We start from the raw sequence: 22,061 nt of genomic DNA, 5'->3' as shown, positions 1-22,061 counted from the left end.
TCTTCTAACAAATTTCAAGGTCAAGGATTCTAACGCCCCCGCAAACTGTAAACCACCCTCGGCAGCATAGCAGCTGGTATTCATCAAAGATGCCGCAGTTTCAGGCAAGCACACGCTGTCACAGAAAGGTAATTTGCGCCAGAAATCCTAGGCCCGGCCGATCTACTCTGTCGCCTGAGGCCGCAAACCAGCGATCACTCCGTTATCCAGTAATTTCTGGAGTAACTCAATACCAAAGCCGAAAAGGGCTTCTCTATCGACTTGCGGTAGCTCGGCAGCAATTTGTGCCAAGAGCTGCTCCCCTGTGACATCACCCTCTGAGGCCAACTGCAATAGTCGTGCGGTTACTGCATTGATTTCCATAAAGCTGACTTCATCGCTAAGGTCGCGATAGACCAGCAAGAAGGTGGGAGAATCAGCTGGCTCCTGGGGCTGATAGGTAGGACCGATACGGTGCACCGGGAAACGGTAACTGAGACTCCACACCAGCGGTGACACCACCGGAATAGAGGTCAATAAATCTCCCTGGCGATCCAGGTCGGTGGGAATCTCCTCAGTACTCACATCCAGCGCCAGCTCCACCCACTCATAATGAGCCAGCTCCAATAGAAACGCTGGGTCTTCCTCCCGCTGTTCCCTCTCCTGTTGCAGGTAAGTGAGAAACTCCTCACTAATCTGCAGAAAGTAGGGGCTCTTGGAAGTGTGGTGCTGAACAAAATCACGCACCATTTTGTGCCAGTGCTCATCACTGTAGAGGCTGCGTAATACAGGGAAACCACTGGCAATAAAAGATTCGATATTGTTGTAAATCAGTTCCCGATATATGGCAACTCGCCGGTCCTCAATATCCTCTGGCGCCTCAACTTGATCAGGGGCGCGTAGGTGATTGGCTAAAGCCCGCTGTAAGCCCTGGAACCTGGCTGTCTTATCGGCGACTGATGACATAGCTCTCTTCTTCTCGGTGACAGGCCTGAATGCTCTTGATCTGTTCCACTTCCTGAAACAATTGCGGCAGCGGCGGGATATTGAAATCGCGCTCCAGCAAGGTCGGCATGACACCGTGTATCTCGTAGGCTTTGTTCAACAACTGCCACACGGGATCAATCACTGCAGCACCGTGTGTATCCACTTTCAGATCATCCGCCTCATCGTAATGCCCGGCTACATGTACATAGCGCATACGCTCGGAGGGAAGCCCGCGCAAAAATTCCAGGGGGTCATAGCGATGATTGATTGAATTCACATAGATATTATTTACGTCGAGCAGAAGGTCGCAGTCCGCCTCTTGCAGGACCGCCTGTAAAAATGCCAGCTCACTCATCTCCTGACCCGGCGCCGCATAATAGGAGACATTCTCCATGGCAATACGTTGCTCCAGGGTATCCTGCACAATGCGAATTCGCTCGGCGACATACATTACCGCTTCTTCGGTAAAGGGGATGGGTAATAAATCGTAGAGATGGCCCTTATCTGAGCAGTAGCTCAAGTGCTCGCTGTAAAGACGGATATTGTGATCGCGAATAAACTGCTTGATCGAAGCAAGCAGGTCCATATCCAGCGGGTCAGACGAGCCAATAGATAGAGACAGGCCATGTAGGATAAATGGATATCGTTCGCTGAGCTGGTGAAACCAGCGGCCATAGCGCCCGCCGACGCCAATCCAATTCTCCGGCGCCACCTCAAAGAAATCCACCGCACCCGATGAAAGTTCTTCACCCATCATAGAGCGACGCAGCCCGAGACCGGCACCCTCCACTGGATAATTACGCACCACTATTTGCCTCTAGTGATAGTGAAAAGTACTTGGGGCGGCCCTTAACACAGTGCCGCCCCAATCGCGCGTGTTGGGGTATTAGTTACCGCATTTCCCCTCGCCGCACTTACCTTCTTTCTTTTTACCTTCTCCACACTTACCTTCGCCGCATTTACCTTCTTTCTTTTTGCCTTCGCCGCATTTACCTTCTTTCTTTTTGCCTTCGCCGCATTTACCTTCTTTATTCTTGCCGTGGCCGCACTTGCCTTCTTTCTCCTTGTCATCGTGATCGGCCAGAGCCAAGTTATAACCGGAGGTGAGCTCAGCAGCGGCAAACGGGTTAGCTTCAGCGGTGGATGCAGATACATTCATCGCAGCAGTTGCAATAAAAGCAGCACCAACAGCAGCTGCTACAGGGGAAAGATGCTTCTTGTTCATAATGAATCTCCTAACTAATACCCAATGTAATATAACTCTCTATGACTTTTTCTATGTCCCGCAACAGTATAATGATGCGCACTGAAAAACCGTCATATTGTGAAACCGGCTCACAGCCATCACATATTTAATGATGCCGCGTATGCTTACCGACTCTCATTCATCTGTCGGGCCAGTTTGGGAAATATTACACAAGGCCACAAATTTTTTTGTGAACTGTGGCTAAGCAGTACTCAACCGAGCAGCTCCATGCCATCAATTTCTATCCAAACTTTGTGTAGGCGCTTGGCGGAGATCGGCATCAGGGTCTTTAACGTCTGTGCAAACAGGCTCACACGGAATTCCTCAAGCATCCAGCGATACTCTACCAGCGCAGGCTCTGATGCCAGCTCTCTCCTCGAAAACTTCTCAATCTGATTATCGAAAGACTCGGCAGCCTTGTGGTACTCCACTTGCAACTTGCGGTCGCGGTTTGGATCGAGGGCCGCCTTTTCCAGACGCACAGAAATCGCCTTGAGATAACGGCCATACTGGCGCAGCCATTGCAGAGGGGTATCAAACAAGACACCCCGGTAGAAAAGTCCTGCCAATTGTTGCTGGATATCTCCCACCGCCATAGCGACTGCCAGGTTCTTTTGCTGTTTGATCTGCTTGCGCAGGGGGACCAATTGCCCCAGGGCTTTGACCAAAAGGTCGCCAGTTTCCTGGGCCACTCCCACCAAATCACCCTCTTTCTCCAGTGCAGATAGAAATTCAGCTTCACTGCGTGGCCAGTTTTCATCTCCCCAGAAGACTTCACGCGCGGCAGCCATCAGAATATCGTCTGCCACTTCTTCGCGACGCCCCAGATCTGCGGCGGAAAGCCCCAACTCTTTGCCACGCAACAACTCTTTACGTAAATATTTCACCTTCTCGGGCAAGTGCAACAGAGCCAGGCGGCAGATCCCAGCACGACTCAGGCGTCGCGCTTCAGCGGGATTATCCAGCAATTTCAGGGAAACACTTTCCTTAGCTTCTACGAGCGCCGGATAGGCGCGTACCTTGAGCCCTCCCTGATCGAGGGTATGAGTTTCCGGCAGTTCTCCAAAATCCCAGCTGATAATATCATCCCGCTCGAAGCTATCGCCCGCATTTGCCAGTCCCTGCTGTACCCGGTCGCGATAGCGTGCCTGCAATAGCGAGAGATCGCGATCCTGATCCAGCAATTTTCCTGACTCATCCAACACCTGGATATTAAAGCGGTAGAAATCTTCCAAGGAATGTTCCGCAGATTCCCAGGCATCTTCAGGTAACTTCTGAGCGGTCTGACGTTGCAGCTCCAAGGCCAGCGACTGCCATAGGGGAGTATTGTCTGCGCGCAGTCGCGGCAGGGCCTTATCCACAGCCGCCGGTACCGGTACAAAGTATTTGCGCCACTGTTTCGGCAGGGCTTTTATTAGGGCGATACATTTATCTCGTAAAATTCCAGGTACCAACCAGGAGAGTCGAGCGGCAGGCACCTGGTGTAACGCCCCAACGGGCACCTGGATACTGACGCCATCATCCACACTGCCGGGCTCGAAGTGATAACGGAGTGGGTAAACAATACCCCCAGCCTGCAGTTCGTTAGGGAATTGCGCCTCACCCACGTGATCAGCACTCTGCTGCATCAACAACTCACGGGGGATAAACAGCAACTGCGGATCACTGGTTTCAGCTTTCTTGCGCCAATGCTCAAACCCGGCCAGGTTGACGATATCTGCGGGAACTAGTTCATCGAAAAAGCGATAAACCACTTCATCGTCCACCAAAATATCCCGGCGACGGGACTTGGCTTCCAACTCTTCCAGGGACTTCAACAGGTCAGTGTAGTGCTTATAAAAACGACCCTTGCCGCGATAACGCTGTTCCACTAATGCTTGGCGAATAAATACTTCCCGGGCGATTTGCGGGTCCAACTTGCCATAGGGGATACGGCGTTTTTCTACCAGTACCAAGCCGTACAGAGAGACTTTTTCAAAAGCCATTACTTGCCCAGAGCGGACATCGTAGTGGGGCTCAAAATAATTGCGTTTTACCAGGTGCTTAGACGCAGCCAACACCCAGTCCGGTTCTATTTTCGCAACAGTGTGGGCGAACAAGCGGCTGGTTTCTAATAACTGAGCGGAAACCACCCAGCGCGGAGGTTTTTTAAACTGGCCGGAGCCGGGGAAAATATGGAAGCGACGATTACGACAACCGATAAATTCCTTATTCTCATCTCGAGCGCCAATATTACCGAGTAAACCCACGACAATGGCCCGGTGTATTGCCTCGTACTCCGCAGGTTCTTTGTTTTCTTTGACTTCGAGGTCCCGGCAAGCCACACGCAATTGGTGGTGAATATCTCTCCACTCACGCATACGCAGCCAGGATAAGAAGTTTTTCTGGCACCATTTGCGCAGCTGGTTTTGGCTCAGTTCCTGGCGCTGAGTCTCGAAGGCATCCCATAGCTGCACAAAGGATAGAAAATCCGATTGCTCATGCTGCCACTGTCGGTGCTTTTCATCCGCCACTTGGCGCTTTTCCGCCGGGCGTTCGCGCGGGTCCTGCACGGCCAGGGCGGCGACAATAATTAATAATTCGCGCGTACTGCCATTGTCCGCACCGGCCAGCAACATTCGACTCAATCGTGGGTCCAGCGGCAAACGTGAAAGTGCGCGGCCCAGTTTGGTTACTCTGCCCTGGTCATCGACGGCCTGTAATTCCTGCAACAATTTATAGCCGTCATTGATCAGGCGCGGATCGGGCGGATCGACAAAGGGAAACTCACGGATATCGCCGATACGCAGCTGCAACATTTGCAGGATTACCGCTGCCAGATTAGTGCGCAGAATTTCCGCATCGGTAAATTCTGCGCGCTGTGCAAAGTCCCGCTCTTCATACAAGCGCACACAGACACCGGCACTGACACGACCACAGCGGCCAGCGCGCTGGTTGGCACTGGCCTGTGAAACCGGCTCTATGGGCAATCGCTGGATTTTACTGCGATAGCTGTAACGGCTGACACGCGCAGTACCCGGGTCAATCACATAGCGAATTCCCGGCACCGTAATGGAGGTCTCCGCCACATTGGTGGCCAGCACGATACGGCGACCTTTATGACCGTGAAAGACCTTAGCCTGTTCTGCCAGACTTAATCGCGCATATAAGGGCAGTATCTCTAACTGAGCTATCTGCGCATCCCGCAAAGCCTTGGCACACTCGCGGATTTCCCGTTCACCACTCATAAATACCAGGATGTCCCCGCCGCGCCGGCTGCTGGCCTTTTCCTCATGCAGTAACTCTTCAACTGCTGCGACAACCTGCTCATTGAGGTCTGCATCGCTATTTGCCGTCGGGCGATAGTGAATTTCCACCGGGTAAGTGCGACCGGATACTTCGATAATCGGTGCGTCATCAAAGTGCTGAGAGAATTTTTCTAGATCAATCGTAGCTGAGGTAATAATCAGTTTTAAATGTGGGCGCTTGGGCAGAATGGTTTTTAAATAGCCCAGTAGAAAATCAATATTGAGGCTACGTTCATGGGCCTCGTCGATAATCAACGTATCGTATTTATTCAACAGTGGATCGCGCTGAATTTCAGCCAGCAGAATACCATCAGTCATCAATTTGACATGAGTGTGCTCGGTGCTGTGGTCGGTAAAACGCACTTGGTAACCGACTGATTCCCCCAAAGGTTGCTGCAATTCTTCAGCAATTCGATTGGCCACTGTGCGCGCGGCGATTCTACGTGGCTGTGTATGCCCAATCTGGCCATAAATACCCCGCCCCAGGGACAGGCAGATTTTGGGTAACTGGGTGGTTTTACCGGAGCCGGTTTCACCAGCGATAACAACAACCTGATGCTTTTCGATCAGCTCGGCGATTTCCTCACGCCGCGCCACTACAGGTAACGACTCCGGCCACTGCACTTCGGGCAATTTGCCCCGGCGCTCTTCTGCCAGAGACTGGGAAACCTGCAGCTGCTGCTCCAGCTGGGCCAACATACGATCGACCGGCTTGCCCTCTTTCTGGCGCCGGCGCACATTTTTAACCGTTCGATACAGCTGGTAGCGGTCCCGCCCCATACAGCCGGAGATTCGGGCCCGTAAAGCGCCCAGGCTTTTATCTGCTTCGGTGTGACTCATAATTCATACAGAATTGGTAAACGGGAGATTATACCCGCACTTTGCTAAGGGGCAGAAAATCCCTTGGTGGCGCTCAACTATACTGGTCCAGATAGTAATTTTTTTCACAGGCGCACTGCTTTTGGTGGCAGTGCTGCGCCTTAGGGTCACACCTTGCGAGCAGTACTATGCAAGAGATCAAGCCCAAGCCCCCCGCCAGCGCCGGACAGCTGTTTGGCCACCCCAAAGGGTTGTTTCTGCTGTTTGGCACCGAGATGTGGGAACGTCTCAGCTACTACGGCATGCGCGGTATTTTTGTCTTTTACCTGACTTCCACTGCCACTGCCGCAGTCTTCGGCTGGGAACAGCTCACCGATACTGAATTGCAGTCCAAAGCCCTGAGCTATCTGGGCTGGTACGCCATGTTGGTGTACCTGACCCCCATTATCGGTGGCTGGATGGCTGACAACCGCTGGGGGCAGCGCCGCTGTATCATGTTTGGCGGTACCCTGATGATGCTGGGGCAATTCTCCCTGGGTTTTCCTCATACCTGGCTACCAGACGGTAGTGAGATTTACATGCTGTGGCTGGGGCTGGCCCTACTGATTATCGGCAATGGTTTCTTTAAACCGAACATCTCCACTATGGTCGGGGATCTCTACGAAGAGGGGGACCACCGCCGCGATACCGCATTTACTATTTTCTATATGGGGATCAACCTGGGCTCAATTCTCGGTTATTTGGTCGTAGGCTGGATTGGGGAAAAGGTGGACTACCAGCTCGCCTTTATTGTTGCAGGCATTGGTATGTTGCTGGGCCTGATTCTGCAAATGACTCAAGCCAAACGCTACTTGGGAGAAATAGGCGTAGAACCCTCCGCTCATCTGGAACTGAAAAATAAAAAAGACGAGGAGGAAAATAAACACCGCCCCCTCACACAGGAAGAGCGGGATCGCATTAAAGTCATTCTGGTTCTGGGTGTGTTTATCGTGGTTTTTTGGGCTGGTTTTGAGCAAGCTGCCGGGTCAATGAATCTATTTGCCAAGTACCGCACCGACCTGAATATCTTTGGATGGGAAATTCCTGCCAGCTGGCTACAAATGGTCAATCCCTTGTTTATTATTATCCTCGCACCGATTATGGCCTCTATCTGGGTAGGTATGGGAGATCGTGAGCCGAGTTCACCGGCTAAATTCAGCTTGGGGTTAGTTTTTCTCGGAATCGGTTTTCTCTCTATGTGCGGCGCGGCACTACAAATCGGCGACTCCGAGACCATTAAAGCAAGCATCTGGTGGCTGATTTTCGCCTACATTTTTCACACCATTGGTGAACTTTGCCTGTCACCTATCGGACTTTCTGTGGTGACTAAATTATCTCCCCTGCGTTATTTATCCCTGATGATGGGACTCTGGTTTGCCTTTATTGGTATCGCCAACAAAGGGGCAGCAGAGATCGGTAAATTAGTGGGGGTTTCTGGACCACTCGCCACTTTCGGCGGTGTCGCACTAACTGCTATAGTGGCCGGTTTTATTCTATATTTGATTCGTGAAAAACTAGTGGATTGGATGCACGGTGCAGAAGAGGCGCATGTTACAGTGGGCGAAACCACCAGAGAAGAAATCAGTATTACTGCTGATCACGAGGGAACGCCACCCAAACACTTCAGCGGTAATAAAGAGTAGTACTTGATTAACTCTAAAATTATCTATCGGGTAGTTCGGCACAGGAGTGTGCCGCCTGTGGATAATTCCTTGCCTAAAACTCCTTAGATTAGAGCTTCTTGCAAGGAACCTTCATTGACGCCGCTATTAGCGGCCTTTGACTAAATAGGCAATCGCCCGATCCAATCCCTCAAGGGTCATCGGATACATATGGCCATCCACTAGACGCTGGGTCATGCCGATACTGGGCGTAAACTGCCAATACTCCTCATCAACCGGATTTAGCCAGATCAGATTGTGGTAAATATCGGTGATACGTTCCATCCAGGCTGCACCCGGCTCTTCATTCATATGTTCAACACTGCCGAAACGGCTGGTAATTTCGTAGGGTGCCATAGAGGCATCACCGACAAAGATTACCTTGTAGTCCTTGCCATAGGTACGCAGTACTTCCAACAGAGACGTATTCTCGCTATAGCGCCGCTGGTTGTCTTTCCACACATGTTCATAGACAAAGTTGTGAAAATAAAAATACTCCAAATGCTTAAATTCTGAGCGGCAGGCAGAGAATAACTCTTCACACACACGTACATAAGGGTCCATAGAACCGCCCACATCGAAAAAGATCAGCACTTTTATTGCGTTGTGCCGCTCTGGCACCATCTTAATATCCAACAAACCCGCATTGCGCGCAGTGGAAGAAATGGTGTTATTCAAATCCAGTTCTTCTGCTGCGCCAGTGCGGGCAAATTTACGCAACTTGCGCAGAGCCACTTGGATATTGCGGGTTCCCAGGCTGATACTGTCATCCAGATTTTTAAATTGGCGCTTCTCCCAAACCTTGGATGCCGAGCGATTACGTCCCTGCCCTCCCACCCGAATACCCCCCGGGTGATAGCCACTGTTACCAAAGGGGCTGGTGCCACCGGTACCTATCCAGCGATTGCCGCCACTGTGGCGCTTTTTCTGCTCTTCGAGACGCTTTTTGAACTCCTCCAGCAACTTTTCCAAACCACCCAGGCTTTGGACTTTGGCCTTTTCCTCTTCGCTTAACTGCTTGAGAAATTCCGCTCTGAGCCAGTCTTCCGGGATCATTTGCTCAACGATATCGTCGAGGGTTTCCAAATCTTTGAAATAGGCCTCGAAAGCGCGGTCGAACTTATCGAAATGTTTTTCATCCTTCACCAGACAGACACGAGCGAGGAAATAAAATTCCTCCAGATCTGCAAAAACCAGGCGCTGTTGTAAAGCCTCCAGCAAGGCCAACAACTCGGTGATGGATACCGGTAATTTATAGCGACGTAAATTCAGGAAAAAGCCAATCAGCATAGTAATTCGCAGTCAGCAATGGGAAAAAATGCTCAGTGGTACCGAGCGGAACATCATCAGGGGCAGAAGTTTACCCCTAATGAAAGGCAACAAGGCTTGCTCAGCGGTTGTCACGACGTGCCATAAACGCCAGGCGTTCGAGCATATGCACATCTTGCTCATTTTTCAGCAAGGCGCCATACAGTGGAGGAATGGCACTGCTGTTATCGCGATTCTTGAGTACTTCTTCCGGAATATCATCGGCCATCAACAACTTCAACCAATCAATCAGCTCTGAGGTGGAAGGCTTCTTCTTTAAACCCGGTACTTCGCGCAACTGGAAGAAAATATCCATCGCTTCTGCGACCAGTTGCCCTTTAATTTCCGGGTAATGGACATCGACAATTTTGCGCATGGTATCGCGGTCGGGAAAGCTGATGTAATGAAAGAAGCAGCGGCGCAGGAAGGCATCCGGCAGTTCTTTTTCATTATTCGAAGTAATAATGACAATGGGGCGGTGCTTGGCCTTGATAGTTTCTCCGGTTTCGTAAACGAAGAATTCCATGCGATCCAGCTCCACCAACAAGTCGTTGGGGAATTCGATATCCGCTTTGTCAATCTCATCGATCAGCAGTACCACACGCTCTTCCGCAGCAAAGGATTCCCACAGCTTGCCGCGCTTGATGTAATTGGCAATATTGTGAACCTTATCCACCCCCAACTGGGAGTCGCGCAGGCGGGATACCGCATCGTACTCGTAAAGTCCCTGCTGGGCCTTAGTGGTAGATTTGATATGCCATTGGATCAATTTCATTCCAAGGCTCTCGGCAACCTGTTCCGCGAGCAGTGTTTTGCCGGTGCCCGGTTCGCCTTTGATCAACAAAGGGCGCTGTAAGGTGACGGCTGCGTTCACCGCCATCTGCAGGTCTTCGGTAGCTACATAGCTATCGGTACCGGTAAATTTCATGCTTACTCCAATCCTGTCATCACGCTATCTTCAGAATTAGCGAATGATAATTGAACAGCGGGGCGGGTGGCGAGGCGGGAACGATCAAATTGGATGACCAGCCCGAGTAGAGACTAAATGAAGGGGGGTTATCGACTATGGCTCAAGCCATCTGAGTGCTGCGGCGGTGTACTACTTGGCGCCCCTTACCGGTGATATACCAGCGAATCCCCAGGTGACTGTGGATTTTGCCCACCATTTCTAATACAAGCAGGCTGTTAAGGGCACGGGCAATAGAATTGGTCTCCATACCACTATCTTGCACCATACCACTTAGGGAGCGGAATACACATTCGCCGTCATTTAGCAGATTGAGTACCTGCAGGGCATTGTCGTCCAGCTTGCGAATTTGGTTGAAATCCAGCACCGGCCCCTGCTCCAGATCCCCTTCTATCTCATGTTCCAGCAAAGGCATCATTTCCAATTGCATAGTGCGCAGTTCCTGCTCCATATTTTCCACTCGAGCACGGGCAATACTGGCATCGCGCAGCTGGCGACGCGCAGCATTAAACACGAACATGCGGGAAGCTATAGCGGCAAGCAGACAATAACCGGTAAAAATCAAAAGCCGCGAAGGGTCGCCTTGGATTTCGATCAGTAAATCGCTTTGGGTAAACTTCAGGAAGATTGGCACCATTAAGGCACCACACAATCCCATAATCAGGCAGCGAGCAAGGCCGGCGGGATCCTCCTCCGTAAACAGCATTTGATAATAGTTCACCAGCCCACCGAGAATGCCCGATACCAGCATTACTGCAGTGAGAATCAGCAGGTGGTCGAGCATCAGGGTTCCTCAGCCATCTGGCAACCTGCGCCATAACTATGGGCGAAAATCTACGCCAAGGGCAATTTATAAACTTTATCTGTCGTGAGTCTGGCTTACCAACAAGTAACCCACTCCACTGGGATATTCAGGAAATACAATCCATGATTTCCCAACAAGGGCTTGTTTATTGGTCTTTATCAGTAAGCCGGCTCGTCTGGCCTCACGCCAAGTGCGTAAGCAGCCTAATAGATATAGCAGCTGTCACCATCCACAGAGAGGCTAGAGAAAGGAAGGAACGCCTTTGATAAGCAAGGGGAGAAAAGTAAGTGGGCCCAGTTGCGATGAGCCCTGTGATGAGGGAAGATCTGGATGAAAAATCCCGTTACTGTTCCTTGAAGTATGGGTCTTCGTCGAAACGACGGCGGCGACTGCGGCGAAACTTAGATAATAGTGAAACCAGTCCCCACACAATCATCACCGCTAAAGCACCACCTGCAGCAAATACCAAATTTGCTGTCACTTCCGGTGCAGCCCCATTTTCTTCAAATAATACCTGGTAGAGATACAGGGGTAGTACGGGCATGGCTACTGACTCGGCCACCGGTATTTTTACCGGCAGCAGTAGTACACCAGCCAAGACCAATAACAAGGTGCGGCGCAGCCAGCTCCAGCGCCAATTGCGCATAAACCACCAGCCGGCAGCTAGTAAAACCAGTGTCGAGCCGGTATATACCAACCAGGCAAGTTGAAAATCTTCAGACATTTTTTATTTACTCTATGTTTCCCGCCCAGTTCAGGAACTAGTGGCAATGCCTCACTAGTTCAACCGGCTTCCACCCAGGTGACGATATGCTCCTCCATATCATCCGGGTGAACCAGCTCCTCACTGATGACACTGCCGCGCACAGACATACCCGCTTTGTGTACAGACTGGCTGTCTCCACTCACAAGCGGATGCCACTCCGGCAAAGGGTGCCCTTCGGCCAAGCGACGGTAGGCACAGGTGCTCGGAAGCCAGGTGTATTGGTCTATATCCTCTACCCGCAACTGCACACATCCAGGCACCAATTCTTTTCGCCTTGAATACTGGCTACAGCGACAGGAGTCTGTATCCAACAAACGGCAGGCGACATTGGTGTTGTAAAGCTCACCAGTTTCCTCATCTTCCAGGCTGTGCAGGCAGCAGCGCCCACAACCATCACACAGAGCTTCCCATTCAGGTTCACTCATTTGCGCTAGAGTTTTACGTCGCCAAAAAGGCAATTGTGCCATTAATCTAACTCAGCGCTGCAGTTTGCTGTTTTTCAATGCGATCTCACGCATTTCAGAATCGGCCACCGGCGGCATCTGCAAATAGTAACCTTGCACACGTACCTCTTGCAGGACTTTGTCGGCATTTGCACGCGCCAGTTTGCGCTCTGGAGTCATTAGCATGGTAGTGACGTGCTGGGGGCTGCCAAACAACTCCAATAAATTTTTAGGTACCCGCGCAGTCCCCTCACGCTTATCGACGTACAAATACATTTCTTCTTTTTTGGGACTGCGATAAATATCACACAAGACTTTCACTTCATTTCCTCTTTGCGTAAATGTCGCAGAGCTTTAAGCAGGGGCCGACCAACCAATTCGGCGCGCCAACCACAGAGACGCCCCTGCAACTGGGGGTCGCGAGCAAGGACCAGGGCTTCCAACTCTTTTTTGCGAATTAGGATTTCTGTAGGCAGATTTTCACGCTCTGCAATACTCGCGACCTCTTTACGCAGTAACTTCAGTAACTCCCCCTGTTGTCGGTTGAGCGGCTGCGGTAAACGCGTCGGTAAATCGCTGCGCTCCAGAGCGCGGGAAATCAACTGCAACAACCTATCACCGTGTTCTCGCAGGGCACGGCCCTCGAGGCCAGCCTGGCTCAAGGCGCCTTTATGCCGCGGCAACTGCTGGGCCATGGTCATACAGAGATTTTCCTTGAGCAGGTGGTTGCGCGGCATATTTCGGGTTCGCGCCTCACATTCCCGCCAAGTACAAAGGTCCTGTAACACGGCCAAATGTTTGCCGCGCAGGCGCCAGGCACCTTTCACTTTCTGGTAATAGGACTCAGGGGGTTGCGGGCTTCGCGCAGTTGCCACCAAAGTTGCGCAGTCTTCTACTAGCCAAGTTTCCCGCTGCTGCTCCTGCAACCGCTTTAGCAAGGCACCATAGAGAACCGGCAGCCAAGCCACATCGAGTGCGGCGTAGGTTTTCTGGGCATCACTGAGAGGGCGCTGCAACCAATCCGAGCGGGTCTCGCTCTTCGGCAGTTCAATACTCAATAGCTCGCGCACGGTAGCGGCGTAACCGAGGCCTGCCCCCATACCACTAATCGCCGCGGCGAGCTGAGTATCAAAAATGGGCTCGGGGATCACCCCCAGCAGACGCTCCAGAGTCTCCAAATCCTCGCTGCAGCTGTGCATGATTTTTGTAACAGCCGTATCCAGCAGCAGATCACGCAAAGGTTGCAGGTCTTCAATGGCGAGATTATCGATGAGGTAGCAGTGCCTGCCATCCCCAACCTGTACTAGGGCCGGCTGAGGATAAAAGGTGCGACTGCGCATAAACTCGGTATCCAGAGCCACAGCGCGCTGCTGTCGCCACTGTGCGCACAAAGCCGCCAACTGCTCGCAGGAGTCCACCCAGCGTGGAGTAGTATCTATTTCAACCATCGGTATTACTCTGCTGGGGGGAAGAAGGCGGTGCGACTATTGAAGGCGTGCGCCAGGGTACCGCCGTCGATATATTCCAGCTCACCGCCGATGGGAACGCCATGGGCGATACGACTGACAGTCACTCCCTGCGCTTTGGCGCGCTCGGCGATGTACTGGGCTGTCACCTCCCCCTCTACTGTGGGATTGGTGGCGACAATCAACTCCTGTAATGGCTCACTGGCCAACCTGCGCTCCAGTAGGTCCATACCAAGATCCGCGGGGCCGATACCGTCAATCGGAGACAGGTGACCGTGCAGCACAAAATAGCGGCCATGGTAGTTACCAGCCTGCTCAATCGCCAGCACGTCGGCGGGAGTTTCAACAACGCAGAGAGAGGTTTGTTCGCGTCGGCTGTTGTTGCACAGAGTGCATACGGCTTCTTCGGTCAATGTACGGCACTGCTGACAACGTCCGACCTTCTCCACAGCCTGCGCCAGGCTGCGCGCCAGTAATTCTGCAGCGTCGCGATCCTTTTCCAACAAGTACATCGCCATGCGCTGGGCCGACTTGGGGCCCACACTGGGCAGGCAGCGCAGCGCGCGAATCAACTCTTCGATTAAGGGGCTAAACATATAAGGCTAAACAACCGGGCTCTGCCCCTTAAAATGGAAACTTGAAGCCTTCCGGCAGATTCATGCCAGAAGCGAGGTTGCCCACCTGCTGCTTTTGTAACTCCTGGGCCTTCTCCTCAGCTCGGCGCACAGCATCGTTCACTGCCGCGGCCAAAAGATCTTCCAACATCTCTTTGTCTTCGGACAGCAGGGAAGGGTCGATTTCCACAGAGATAACATCGTGCCGGCCATTCATGGTGACCTTAACCATACCCGCGCCGGATTCACCGCACACGCGTAGCTCATTTAACTCCTGCTGTACCTTCTGCATTTTTTCCTGCATGTCGGCCTGCATTTTCTGGGCCTGTTGCATCAGATCGCCCAAACCTTTCATAGGTAACCTCTATCTCTATTATGTGTGAGCCCGGTTAGACGCCGGGTAACCAAAAACTCTATCAATCCGCCTTCGCCAGGGATTCAACAGTATCTGACACTAACTCAGCGCCCAGCTCGGACTGAAGTTCCTGAACCAGGGGGTCTGAGGTAAGGGCATCCCGCGCTGCTGCTAGGCGCGCATCGCGAGTCGCCGCAGCCAAACGTGCCGGCGTACTGCCTTGTACCTGCCCCACCTGAATCTGTGCAATAACCGACTGCTGGAAAAAGTCTCCCAGCAAGTCCCCCAGGCGCCGCTGATGCACCTCGTCATAAAGACTGCTAAAAGATTCGTCCAGGGTAAAGGAAAGTATATTGTCCTGGCGCCCCACTAGCTCCAGATGCTGCGCGATCGAGTGCAATATGCCGCTGACGCCCAACTGCTTATAGAGTGCCGGCCAGCTACCTGATGTAAGGGCATCAAAGCGTGCCGGCGGTGCTTCAGCAACCTGAGCAACCGCTTCCGTTCTCGTGGGGGCCTGGTTTTCTACCGCAGGGGGGGAGGCCTCGACTTCCGCTACGCGTTGGCGAAGTTCAGCCAGAACCCCCTCCCGCGAGCCAGAGGGCTGCGCGCTGGGTACCTCTAGTGGCCGCTCAACTATTGCAGTCTGGGCATCCAGTACTAACTCGCCGGCTTGTTCTGCATGATATGGAGGTTGCTGGGGCGCGGGTTCTTCAAGTTTAGGAGGCATATCCCCTCTAGCCGGCACCGAGTTCTGAACCCGGCTTTCATTCTGCACAGCCGCTATCGCTTCGACATGAGGCCCTGGAGTCGGCACAGCTTCGGCACTCTCAGAGTGCTGAGGCACCACAACTTCAGACTTTTTTTCGGCGGTATTCTCCTGCTCGATAGGTGCCTGCTCTCTAAGAACCGTCTGAGTTTGCGCACTAGCAGTTGTTTCAGGCAGTTCTGCCCTTGGAATTGTCGCTACGCCCTGCGGACGGAACGCCAGCATGCGCAACAGCGCCATTTCAAAGCCGCTACGGGGATCTGGGGCCAGGGGCAGGTCACGGCGAGCGTGCAGGGTCATTTGATAGTAGAGCTGTATATTCTCTGGGGCTATGCGACTGGCAAGCTGTCGTAGCCGCTCACCATCGCCCAGGGCGTTATCTATCGACTGGGGCAAAATCTGGGCGACCGCCAGGCGATGTAGATTATCGGAGAGCTCTGCCAGGGTGGCGCCAAAGTCTGGAGCCTGTTGAGCCAGCTCAGCAACAGTAGCAAACAACGTCGCCGCATCTTCTTCTGCCAAGGCATGTAGCAGTTTCCACACCAAGCCGGTATCGATGCTACCGAGCATGCCACGCACTTCGGCTTCGCTGATTTTGCCACCGCCAAAAGCGATAGCCTGGTCGGTGAGACTCATACCATCGCGCATACTACCGTCTGCCGCGCGGCCTAACTGCCAAAGGGCGCCTTCTTCAAAAGGCACCTGTTCCTCCCCCAGTACAAAGCGCAGATGCTCGACAATCCGCTCGGGGCTCATATTCTTAAGCTTGAACTGCAAGCAGCGGGACAACACAGTTACTGGCAGCTTCTGTGGGTCTGTAGTGGCAAGCAGGAATTTTACATGGGGCGGCGGCTCCTCCAGAGTCTTCAGCAGGGCATTGAAGGAACTGTTCGAGAGCATATGCACTTCGTCGATCAGATAGACTTTGTAGCGCCCCCTGGTCGGAGCATACTGGACATTTTCCAGCAGCTCCCGGGTATCCTCCACTTTGGTGCGGGATGCCGCATCCACCTCAATCAGATCGACAAAACGGCCATCGGCTATCTCATTGCAGGCATTGCACTGTCCGCAGGGCTCTGAGCTGACACCCTCCTCACAGTTCAAGCATTTGGCCAGAATTCGGGCAATTGTGGTCTTTCCCACTCCCCGAGTACCGGCAAACAGGTAGGCGTGGTGCAGCCGGCCGTTATCCAAGGCATTGATAAGTGCCTGAAGCACGTGCTCCTGCCCCACCATCTCCTTAAAAAGACGCGGGCGCCATTTACGTGCCAGTACTTGATAGCTCATCCAGTCTCCGGTGCTCGGCACACCTCTGCCAACTTATATCTCAGCGCCTTTGGCGCGGGCGCCATTATACCGGCATAGACGACGAGGCAAAGCGAATAGCAGGCTATCACCCCAAGAGATCGTTTCGCGCCACTCGTAGCCCAAGCCAACCTTGTGATATAACTGCGCCAGCTCGCACTAAGAACAAACAATTCACAACGATAAAGCGAGCCTGGGACGGGGAAAGCAATACGCAATGAATAAAGCCAGGAAGACACTTCTGGAGAGGCTATTTGCCGAGCACGGCCAAGCCTTGGTGCGCTTTGTCGCACGTATTGTCAAAAGCCCAGACGATGCCGAGGATATTGCTCAGCATGCCTACCTGCGCCTACAAAAACTCAGCGATGAAAAGGAGTTGGAAAACCCTCGCGCCTACCTCTACCAAATCGCAAACAATCTGGCTGTTGACCAACTACGTCGAGGCAAGCTGCATGTGGAGTACCTCAACCAGCAAGTCTCATTAGAGGGGGAGACTCACGGTAACGACCATACCGATCATCAGTCCCCAGAACGGGTTCTCGCTGCACGCCAACAGTTACAGTCCATCTATGAGGCAATGGATAAACTGCCACTGAAGTGCCGACAAGCCTTTCTGCTACATAGAACTCGCGGACTCTCTTATAGTGAAATCGCCCATGAAATGAACATCTCAGTGAGCAGTGTGGAGAAATATATTCTACAGGCACTAAAGGCCTGCCGGCGCAAAGTGGATTCCTCCCCGTAAACCCGAAGCTTCCATTCAGTCTCCTCACTAATTTTTGTTGAGGGGGGCACCTTCTCAGCCGTCTCAGTGTGCATGAGTGGAGCTTAAATCCTGACACAACCTGAAAAGTGAGGCACTTTCAGAATTATTTGCTGCTACATGAGGCAGTTGAGTTGCGATTATTCTGTAGAAAGATCTTTACCTTCACCGGCATCGCAAAAGTCGGGCAGTTTTGAGTAAGATGCACTGAATTTTGAGACCAGAGTCCCACTCTTAAAGCGTTATTTAACCCTTAACTACCAGAGCAAATATGAACAGCAACCCCCAAAGTCAAACAAGCGATGAGAGCCTGGACCAGGCCTGTGCTTGGGTTGCTCGCTTACGCTCAGAGGCCATGAGTAGCGCGGAAAAGCATGAATTCGAAGCCTGGCTGTCAGCTTCTGAAGCTCATCGCCAGGCTTTCGATGAGGTGGTCGAGCTCTGGGGCGACCTGGGTGCCCTCGCCCATATGCCAATCGATCAACTGTTCCCTGAGAGTGTACCCAGCCCCCACACCCAAAATGGAAAAGCTCAAGAAAAGAAAAGAGTACAACCTATTCATTGGGGACTACCGCAATGGTTCATCGGTGGCGGACTCGCCACCTGTGGTGTATTCCTCGCTGTCTGGGTTGGCCTGCAATGGCTTGGAAACAGTAAGAACGACCAGCAAGTTTATATCACCCAGCTAGGTGAGATTCGCACCATCAGCCTGCCTGATGGGTCCGAAGTAAAGCTAAATTCTAATAGTGAATTTCGCGTCAGCTTTAGCCGCAAGGAAAGACAAACGCAACTCCTTCGTGGAGAGGCCTTTTTTGACGTCGCTCGCCAAACTGCCCGCCCTTTCACCGTTGCCGCAGGCAGTGCAAGTATCCGTGTACTGGGAACCGAATTTAATGTAGAGCTGAACCCAAAGAATACCCGAGTATCGGTCACCGAAGGTAAAGTCTCTGTCAGTGAAACAGAGAAAACACCAGGCCTAACCCCCGACTCCGTTACGCTAATCAAGAACCAAAAGGTCAGCGTATCTGACCAAGGCCTCACCCAAGTCCAGCGCACCTCACCGGAAGAGGCGACAGATTGGACTCGCGGTATCCTGGTATTTGAAAGAACTCCCCTCAAAGAGGCCTTGCAAGAGCTAAACCGCTACTTAGCCACCCCTGTTGTCGCTGCACCACAAATCGAGGGACGCCTAGTATCTGGTACTTTTGCCATATCCGACCCAGATAACACACTCGAAGCCATTACCACGGCCCTGGACCTTCAGCAGGACCGCAGCAACAACAACCTGACTATCTTGTCTCCCAAGCACAACTAGGTTATAACCGTCTCAAATGGCGGTCGTTTATTAAGCAAATAACCAACTCCCCGCCCACAAACACAATAGATACACCCGTTCAGTTAAATTCAAACTGCTGGGCGCAATAAAAATGGGCAATTTCTTGACGGTAAAGCACTGGGTTACAGCTTTTTTAGCACTCATGCTGTCGGCAAATAGTGCGGCCGATGCACTGTGCCCAAAGCCCAGAATCGAGCTTCCAGCGAGCTCTCTGCCAGAGGCCCTCATTTCTTTGGGAAGGCAGTGCCAAGTCTCTATTCTGGTACCAACCTCCTCAGCTTCGTTATATCAACTACCTAAGCAGACACTGAGTACAGGGCAAAACCAATTTGAAGCAACAATTGAACAACTACTAGAAGGCCTTCCATTTTCCTATCACCGTATAGGCCCGACCTCCTTCGCGGTGACTCCAAATAAGGAGTCACCGCCTCGATCGGAACAGCAATCCAGCAAAGCACCTGAAGAAATCACAGTTACCGGCCAAAGCCTTACCGGCAGCCATTTGCGCCATTATCAGCTAGACGGCTATGCTCCTATCGACAGACTAACCCGGGAGCAGCTTGAACTTACCGGAGCGCAAACTGTTGCCGATGTACTCAAGTTTCTCCCAGCCATTTCGGGAAATTCCACCAGTACCTCAGTCAGCCAACAGGATGACGGAACAGCCACCGTTTCTCTTCGCTACCTTCCTGCCAGTAACACACTGGTCCTGATCAACGGTCGCCGCATAATTGGGGATGGATATAACGGAGAGGCCACTGACCTCAACACAATTCCTTTATCTTTAGTTGAGCGTGTAGAGATCCTAAAAGACGGGGCTTCTGCAGTTTATGGATCGGATGCCATTGCTGGAGTGATCAATATTATCCTCCGCAAGGACTTCGAGGGCCTATCTCTAGATAGCTACTATGGGCAATCAGGAGCTGGCGATCGCGAAACCGAATCCCACCATTTAACCTGGGGGAGACACGGCGAGCGGGGTCACATCATGCTCAACCTGGCACAATACACCCAAGGCTCAATAATGAGCCGCGACCGCAACTTATCTGAGTCTGCAGACAGCCGAGATTTTGGTGGCACAGATAAACGCTCATCAGCCACCCCCGAAGGATTTATCGCGCTTGATAACGGTGCCACTCTGACCAGTCAAACCTCCAATAATTATCGGGACTGGTCCCTAGAAGATCGCTACAACTATAACGACCACACCTCTGCCGTCACTCCACTCAAAAGTAACTCTGCTTACCTATCTGCTAATTTTGACCTTTCAGACAACCTCCTTTTATTTGCCGAGGCAATGGGTCTACACACCTCTGCAGAGTCGACTAAAGCGCCCTCCCCAGTCTTCACACGCTTCGATAACGGTGATTTGACAATAGCAGCAGATAACATCTACAACCCCTTCAACCAAACAATTACAGATGTTAGGAAGCGCATTACGGAACTAGGTCCACGCATTCAAAAAAACCGCACAGCCACCTGGAGACTCAATACAGGAATCAAAGGGGTTTACAACCAGTGGCATTGGGAACTGAATACCTCCCTGCAAAGGGCAAAAAAATCTGAAAAACTCAGCAATCTTATTAACCCCCTAGCGCTCTCTCAAGGCTTGAAGGGGCCTACCAGCTGCAATTCGAGTAACGCCTGCACCCCTATCAATCTCCTCGGCCCCAGCGGCAGCATCCCTCAGGAACAGCTGGAGTTTATTCGAGGAACAAGCACTACCAACAGCCGCACGAGAATGGAATCTCTCACCTTTATCTCAGACGGATCCCTAGGGGAAACCAGAGCCGGAGAAATTTTAGCGGCAGCAGGATTTGAGATTAGACATGAAACCCTGACCAGCGACTCGAATGACCTAAACGGCCTTTCCTATATTGGTGGGCACTCCCCAGGAGCGACTCGAGGCTCACGCACCATTAAAGAAACTTTCGCCGAGGTCTCAATCCCAATTCAGGAAGAAAAACTCTGGCTCGATGGGGCCGTCCGCTTATCCAGCTATAGCGACTTTGGTAATACCTACAACCCCAAGCTCGCCATACGCTGGCAGGTTTTGGAGGACTTAAATCTACGGGTCAGCTATGCCAGCGGTTTCAGGGCCCCCACTCTTACTGATATGTATCAAAAGGGCTATCAAAGTCAGGAGTTTATCTTTGACCCCTGTACCAGTAAGAGCGCAAGCACTTTAACTGGCTGCCCAGGGCAATCAGACAGCGCACGAATTCAGTATCTTACCGAGTTTGGAGGCAACCCCAACCTCACGCCTGAAACTTCAAAAACCCTTACAGCTAGCCTTGCCTGGACACCGGAGCATATAGAAGGGTTAAGCTCTGCAGTCGAATTTTTTAACATTCAACAGGAAGATGTCATTGGCAGTAACCCTCAGTTCCTGGTTGAGCAAAATGCCTATGCTGGGCTATTCAGCGATAGAGTATTGAGAGACGAGCAAGGTGAAATCACCAAAATTCTCGCAACAAGAATCAATAAAGGTCGCAGAACCATCCGTGGTTACGATATTGCGCTTCGCTACGATCTACCCGAGGATGAGCATGGGCAGTTCAAGCTGGCTATGAACATAAGCCATATGCTGGACTACCTCAACCAGGGAGCCGCAGGACTGCCTGAAGAAGAACTGTCAGGCACTTTTGTAGACATCACAACTGGCGGGGCAGGCTCACTGCCAGAATTTAAAGCCAATGCGGGGATTTATTGGAGCAGCAACCAATGGAAGGCTGGCTACACCGTACATTTCGTCGGTCGCACTAAGGAAACCTACGCTCTGAACGATAGAATCGTCACCAACGATATAGGCAGCTGGTTTAGCCATGATGCACAACTCTCCTTCAACCCCTCTAGCAGATTTCGATTCTCAATAGGAGTCAACAACCTGCTTAACACTCCACCTCCTCTCGCTGTAACGGCGACAGAAAATAACTTTGACCACCGCACTTACGACCTGACTGGAAGGTACTGGTATAGCGCTTTCTCTGTAAGACTATAACTTACCATCTCCAAGAGCAGCCTCTCATACTGCAGCCCCCTCTCCCAAACCTGCCAAAACACCCAAAACGAAGTATCAGCAAAAAAATGAGATTTTTTTTGAGGGGATCTTCATGTCACTCGTTAAGAGATATGTTGGGAGGAAA

18 protein-coding genes are annotated in these 22,061 nt (G+C 51.9%); 4 read left to right on the top strand and 14 right to left on the bottom strand.

Annotated elements, in window-relative coordinates:
- Positions 1 to 162: 162 nt before the first annotated feature.
- The 4 genes from ACJJJA_RS05330 to hrpA form a co-directional block, all read right to left on the bottom strand.
- On the bottom strand, positions 163 to 945 hold the full coding sequence (locus tag ACJJJA_RS05330) for an HvfC family RiPP maturation protein (protein ID WP_444903925.1): 783 nt from the start codon (positions 943 to 945) through the stop codon (positions 163 to 165).
- Positions 926 to 1,771 carry an HvfB family MNIO-type RiPP peptide maturase gene (locus ACJJJA_RS05325; RefSeq protein ID WP_444888087.1) on the bottom strand — a complete coding sequence of 282 codons (846 nt, stop codon included), beginning with the start codon at positions 1,769 to 1,771 and terminating at the stop codon, positions 926 to 928. Before ACJJJA_RS05325 ends, ACJJJA_RS05330 begins: the two co-directional genes overlap by 20 nt.
- Positions 1,772 to 1,852: 81 nt before the next feature.
- Positions 1,853 to 2,191, bottom strand: coding sequence for an HvfA family oxazolone/thioamide-modified RiPP metallophore (locus tag ACJJJA_RS05320; RefSeq protein WP_252084690.1), 339 nt, complete (start codon positions 2,189 to 2,191; stop codon positions 1,853 to 1,855).
- A gap of 233 nt (positions 2,192 to 2,424) precedes the next feature.
- A complete protein-coding gene (gene hrpA / locus ACJJJA_RS05315) occupies positions 2,425 to 6,339 on the bottom strand; it encodes an ATP-dependent RNA helicase HrpA (RefSeq protein WP_444903924.1) in 3,915 nt (1,304 codons plus the stop codon).
- A gap of 167 nt (positions 6,340 to 6,506) precedes the next feature.
- On the opposite strand from hrpA, the gene ACJJJA_RS05310 reads away from it, so the two are divergent.
- The gene (locus ACJJJA_RS05310; protein WP_444903923.1) at positions 6,507 to 8,000 is read left to right on the top strand and encodes a peptide MFS transporter; all 1,494 of its coding nucleotides are present in this window, start codon (positions 6,507 to 6,509) and stop codon (positions 7,998 to 8,000) included.
- A gap of 126 nt (positions 8,001 to 8,126) precedes the next feature.
- On the opposite strand, the gene ACJJJA_RS05305 is transcribed toward ACJJJA_RS05310, so the two are convergent.
- From ACJJJA_RS05305 to dnaX, 10 genes are all read right to left on the bottom strand, one after another.
- On the bottom strand, positions 8,127 to 9,308 hold the full coding sequence (locus ACJJJA_RS05305; RefSeq protein WP_252084687.1) for a vWA domain-containing protein: 1,182 nt from the start codon (positions 9,306 to 9,308) through the stop codon (positions 8,127 to 8,129).
- Positions 9,309 to 9,408: 100 nt separating this feature from the next.
- Positions 9,409 to 10,254: an AAA family ATPase gene (locus tag ACJJJA_RS05300; protein WP_252084686.1), complete on the bottom strand. Its 846-nt coding sequence runs from the start codon at positions 10,252 to 10,254 to the stop codon at positions 9,409 to 9,411.
- 142 nt (positions 10,255 to 10,396) lie between these two features.
- The gene (locus ACJJJA_RS05295; protein ID WP_252084685.1) at positions 10,397 to 11,077 is read right to left on the bottom strand and encodes a YEATS-associated helix-containing protein; all 681 of its coding nucleotides are present in this window, start codon (positions 11,075 to 11,077) and stop codon (positions 10,397 to 10,399) included.
- Positions 11,078 to 11,441: 364 nt separating this feature from the next.
- On the bottom strand, positions 11,442 to 11,822 hold the full coding sequence (locus tag ACJJJA_RS05290) for a hypothetical protein (RefSeq protein WP_252084684.1): 381 nt from the start codon (positions 11,820 to 11,822) through the stop codon (positions 11,442 to 11,444).
- Positions 11,823 to 11,881: 59 nt separating this feature from the next.
- Positions 11,882 to 12,331, bottom strand: a complete 450-nt coding sequence (locus ACJJJA_RS05285; RefSeq protein ID WP_252084683.1) for a YcgN family cysteine cluster protein — start codon at positions 12,329 to 12,331, stop codon at positions 11,882 to 11,884.
- Positions 12,332 to 12,340: 9 nt separating this feature from the next.
- Positions 12,341 to 12,628, bottom strand: coding sequence for a YcgL domain-containing protein (locus tag ACJJJA_RS05280; protein ID WP_252084682.1), 288 nt, complete (start codon positions 12,626 to 12,628; stop codon positions 12,341 to 12,343).
- Positions 12,625 to 13,755 carry a ribonuclease D gene (gene rnd / locus ACJJJA_RS05275; RefSeq protein WP_444903922.1) on the bottom strand — a complete coding sequence of 377 codons (1,131 nt, stop codon included), beginning with the start codon at positions 13,753 to 13,755 and terminating at the stop codon, positions 12,625 to 12,627. The genes ACJJJA_RS05280 and rnd overlap by 4 nt, the downstream gene beginning before the upstream one ends.
- Before the next feature lie 5 nt (positions 13,756 to 13,760).
- Positions 13,761 to 14,369: a recombination mediator RecR gene (recR, locus tag ACJJJA_RS05270; RefSeq protein ID WP_444903921.1), complete on the bottom strand. Its 609-nt coding sequence runs from the start codon at positions 14,367 to 14,369 to the stop codon at positions 13,761 to 13,763.
- Positions 14,370 to 14,397: 28 nt separating this feature from the next.
- Entirely contained in the window at positions 14,398 to 14,742 is a 345-nt protein-coding gene (locus ACJJJA_RS05265) for a YbaB/EbfC family nucleoid-associated protein (protein WP_152451685.1), read from the bottom strand.
- 61 nt (positions 14,743 to 14,803) lie between these two features.
- Positions 14,804 to 16,798 (bottom strand): DNA polymerase III subunit gamma/tau, encoded by a 1,995-nt coding sequence (gene dnaX, locus ACJJJA_RS05260; protein WP_444903920.1) that lies wholly within the window; start codon positions 16,796 to 16,798, stop codon positions 14,804 to 14,806.
- A 235-nt stretch (positions 16,799 to 17,033) separates the two neighbouring features.
- Between dnaX and ACJJJA_RS05255 the strand changes: the two genes are divergently transcribed.
- From ACJJJA_RS05255 to ACJJJA_RS05245, 3 genes are all read left to right on the top strand, one after another.
- Entirely contained in the window at positions 17,034 to 17,561 is a 528-nt protein-coding gene (locus tag ACJJJA_RS05255; RefSeq protein WP_252084678.1) for an RNA polymerase sigma factor, read from the top strand.
- 289 nt (positions 17,562 to 17,850) lie between these two features.
- The gene (locus ACJJJA_RS05250; RefSeq protein ID WP_444903919.1) at positions 17,851 to 18,894 is read left to right on the top strand and encodes a FecR domain-containing protein; all 1,044 of its coding nucleotides are present in this window, start codon (positions 17,851 to 17,853) and stop codon (positions 18,892 to 18,894) included.
- 112 nt (positions 18,895 to 19,006) lie between these two features.
- Positions 19,007 to 21,916: a TonB-dependent receptor gene (locus ACJJJA_RS05245; RefSeq protein ID WP_444903918.1), complete on the top strand. Its 2,910-nt coding sequence runs from the start codon at positions 19,007 to 19,009 to the stop codon at positions 21,914 to 21,916.
- The last annotated feature ends 145 nt before the right edge of the window (positions 21,917 to 22,061 follow it).

The organism is Microbulbifer mixtoriginis (SeqCode) (assembly GCF_052466865.1).
This window is presented reverse-complemented; position numbering and strand designations above follow the sequence as displayed.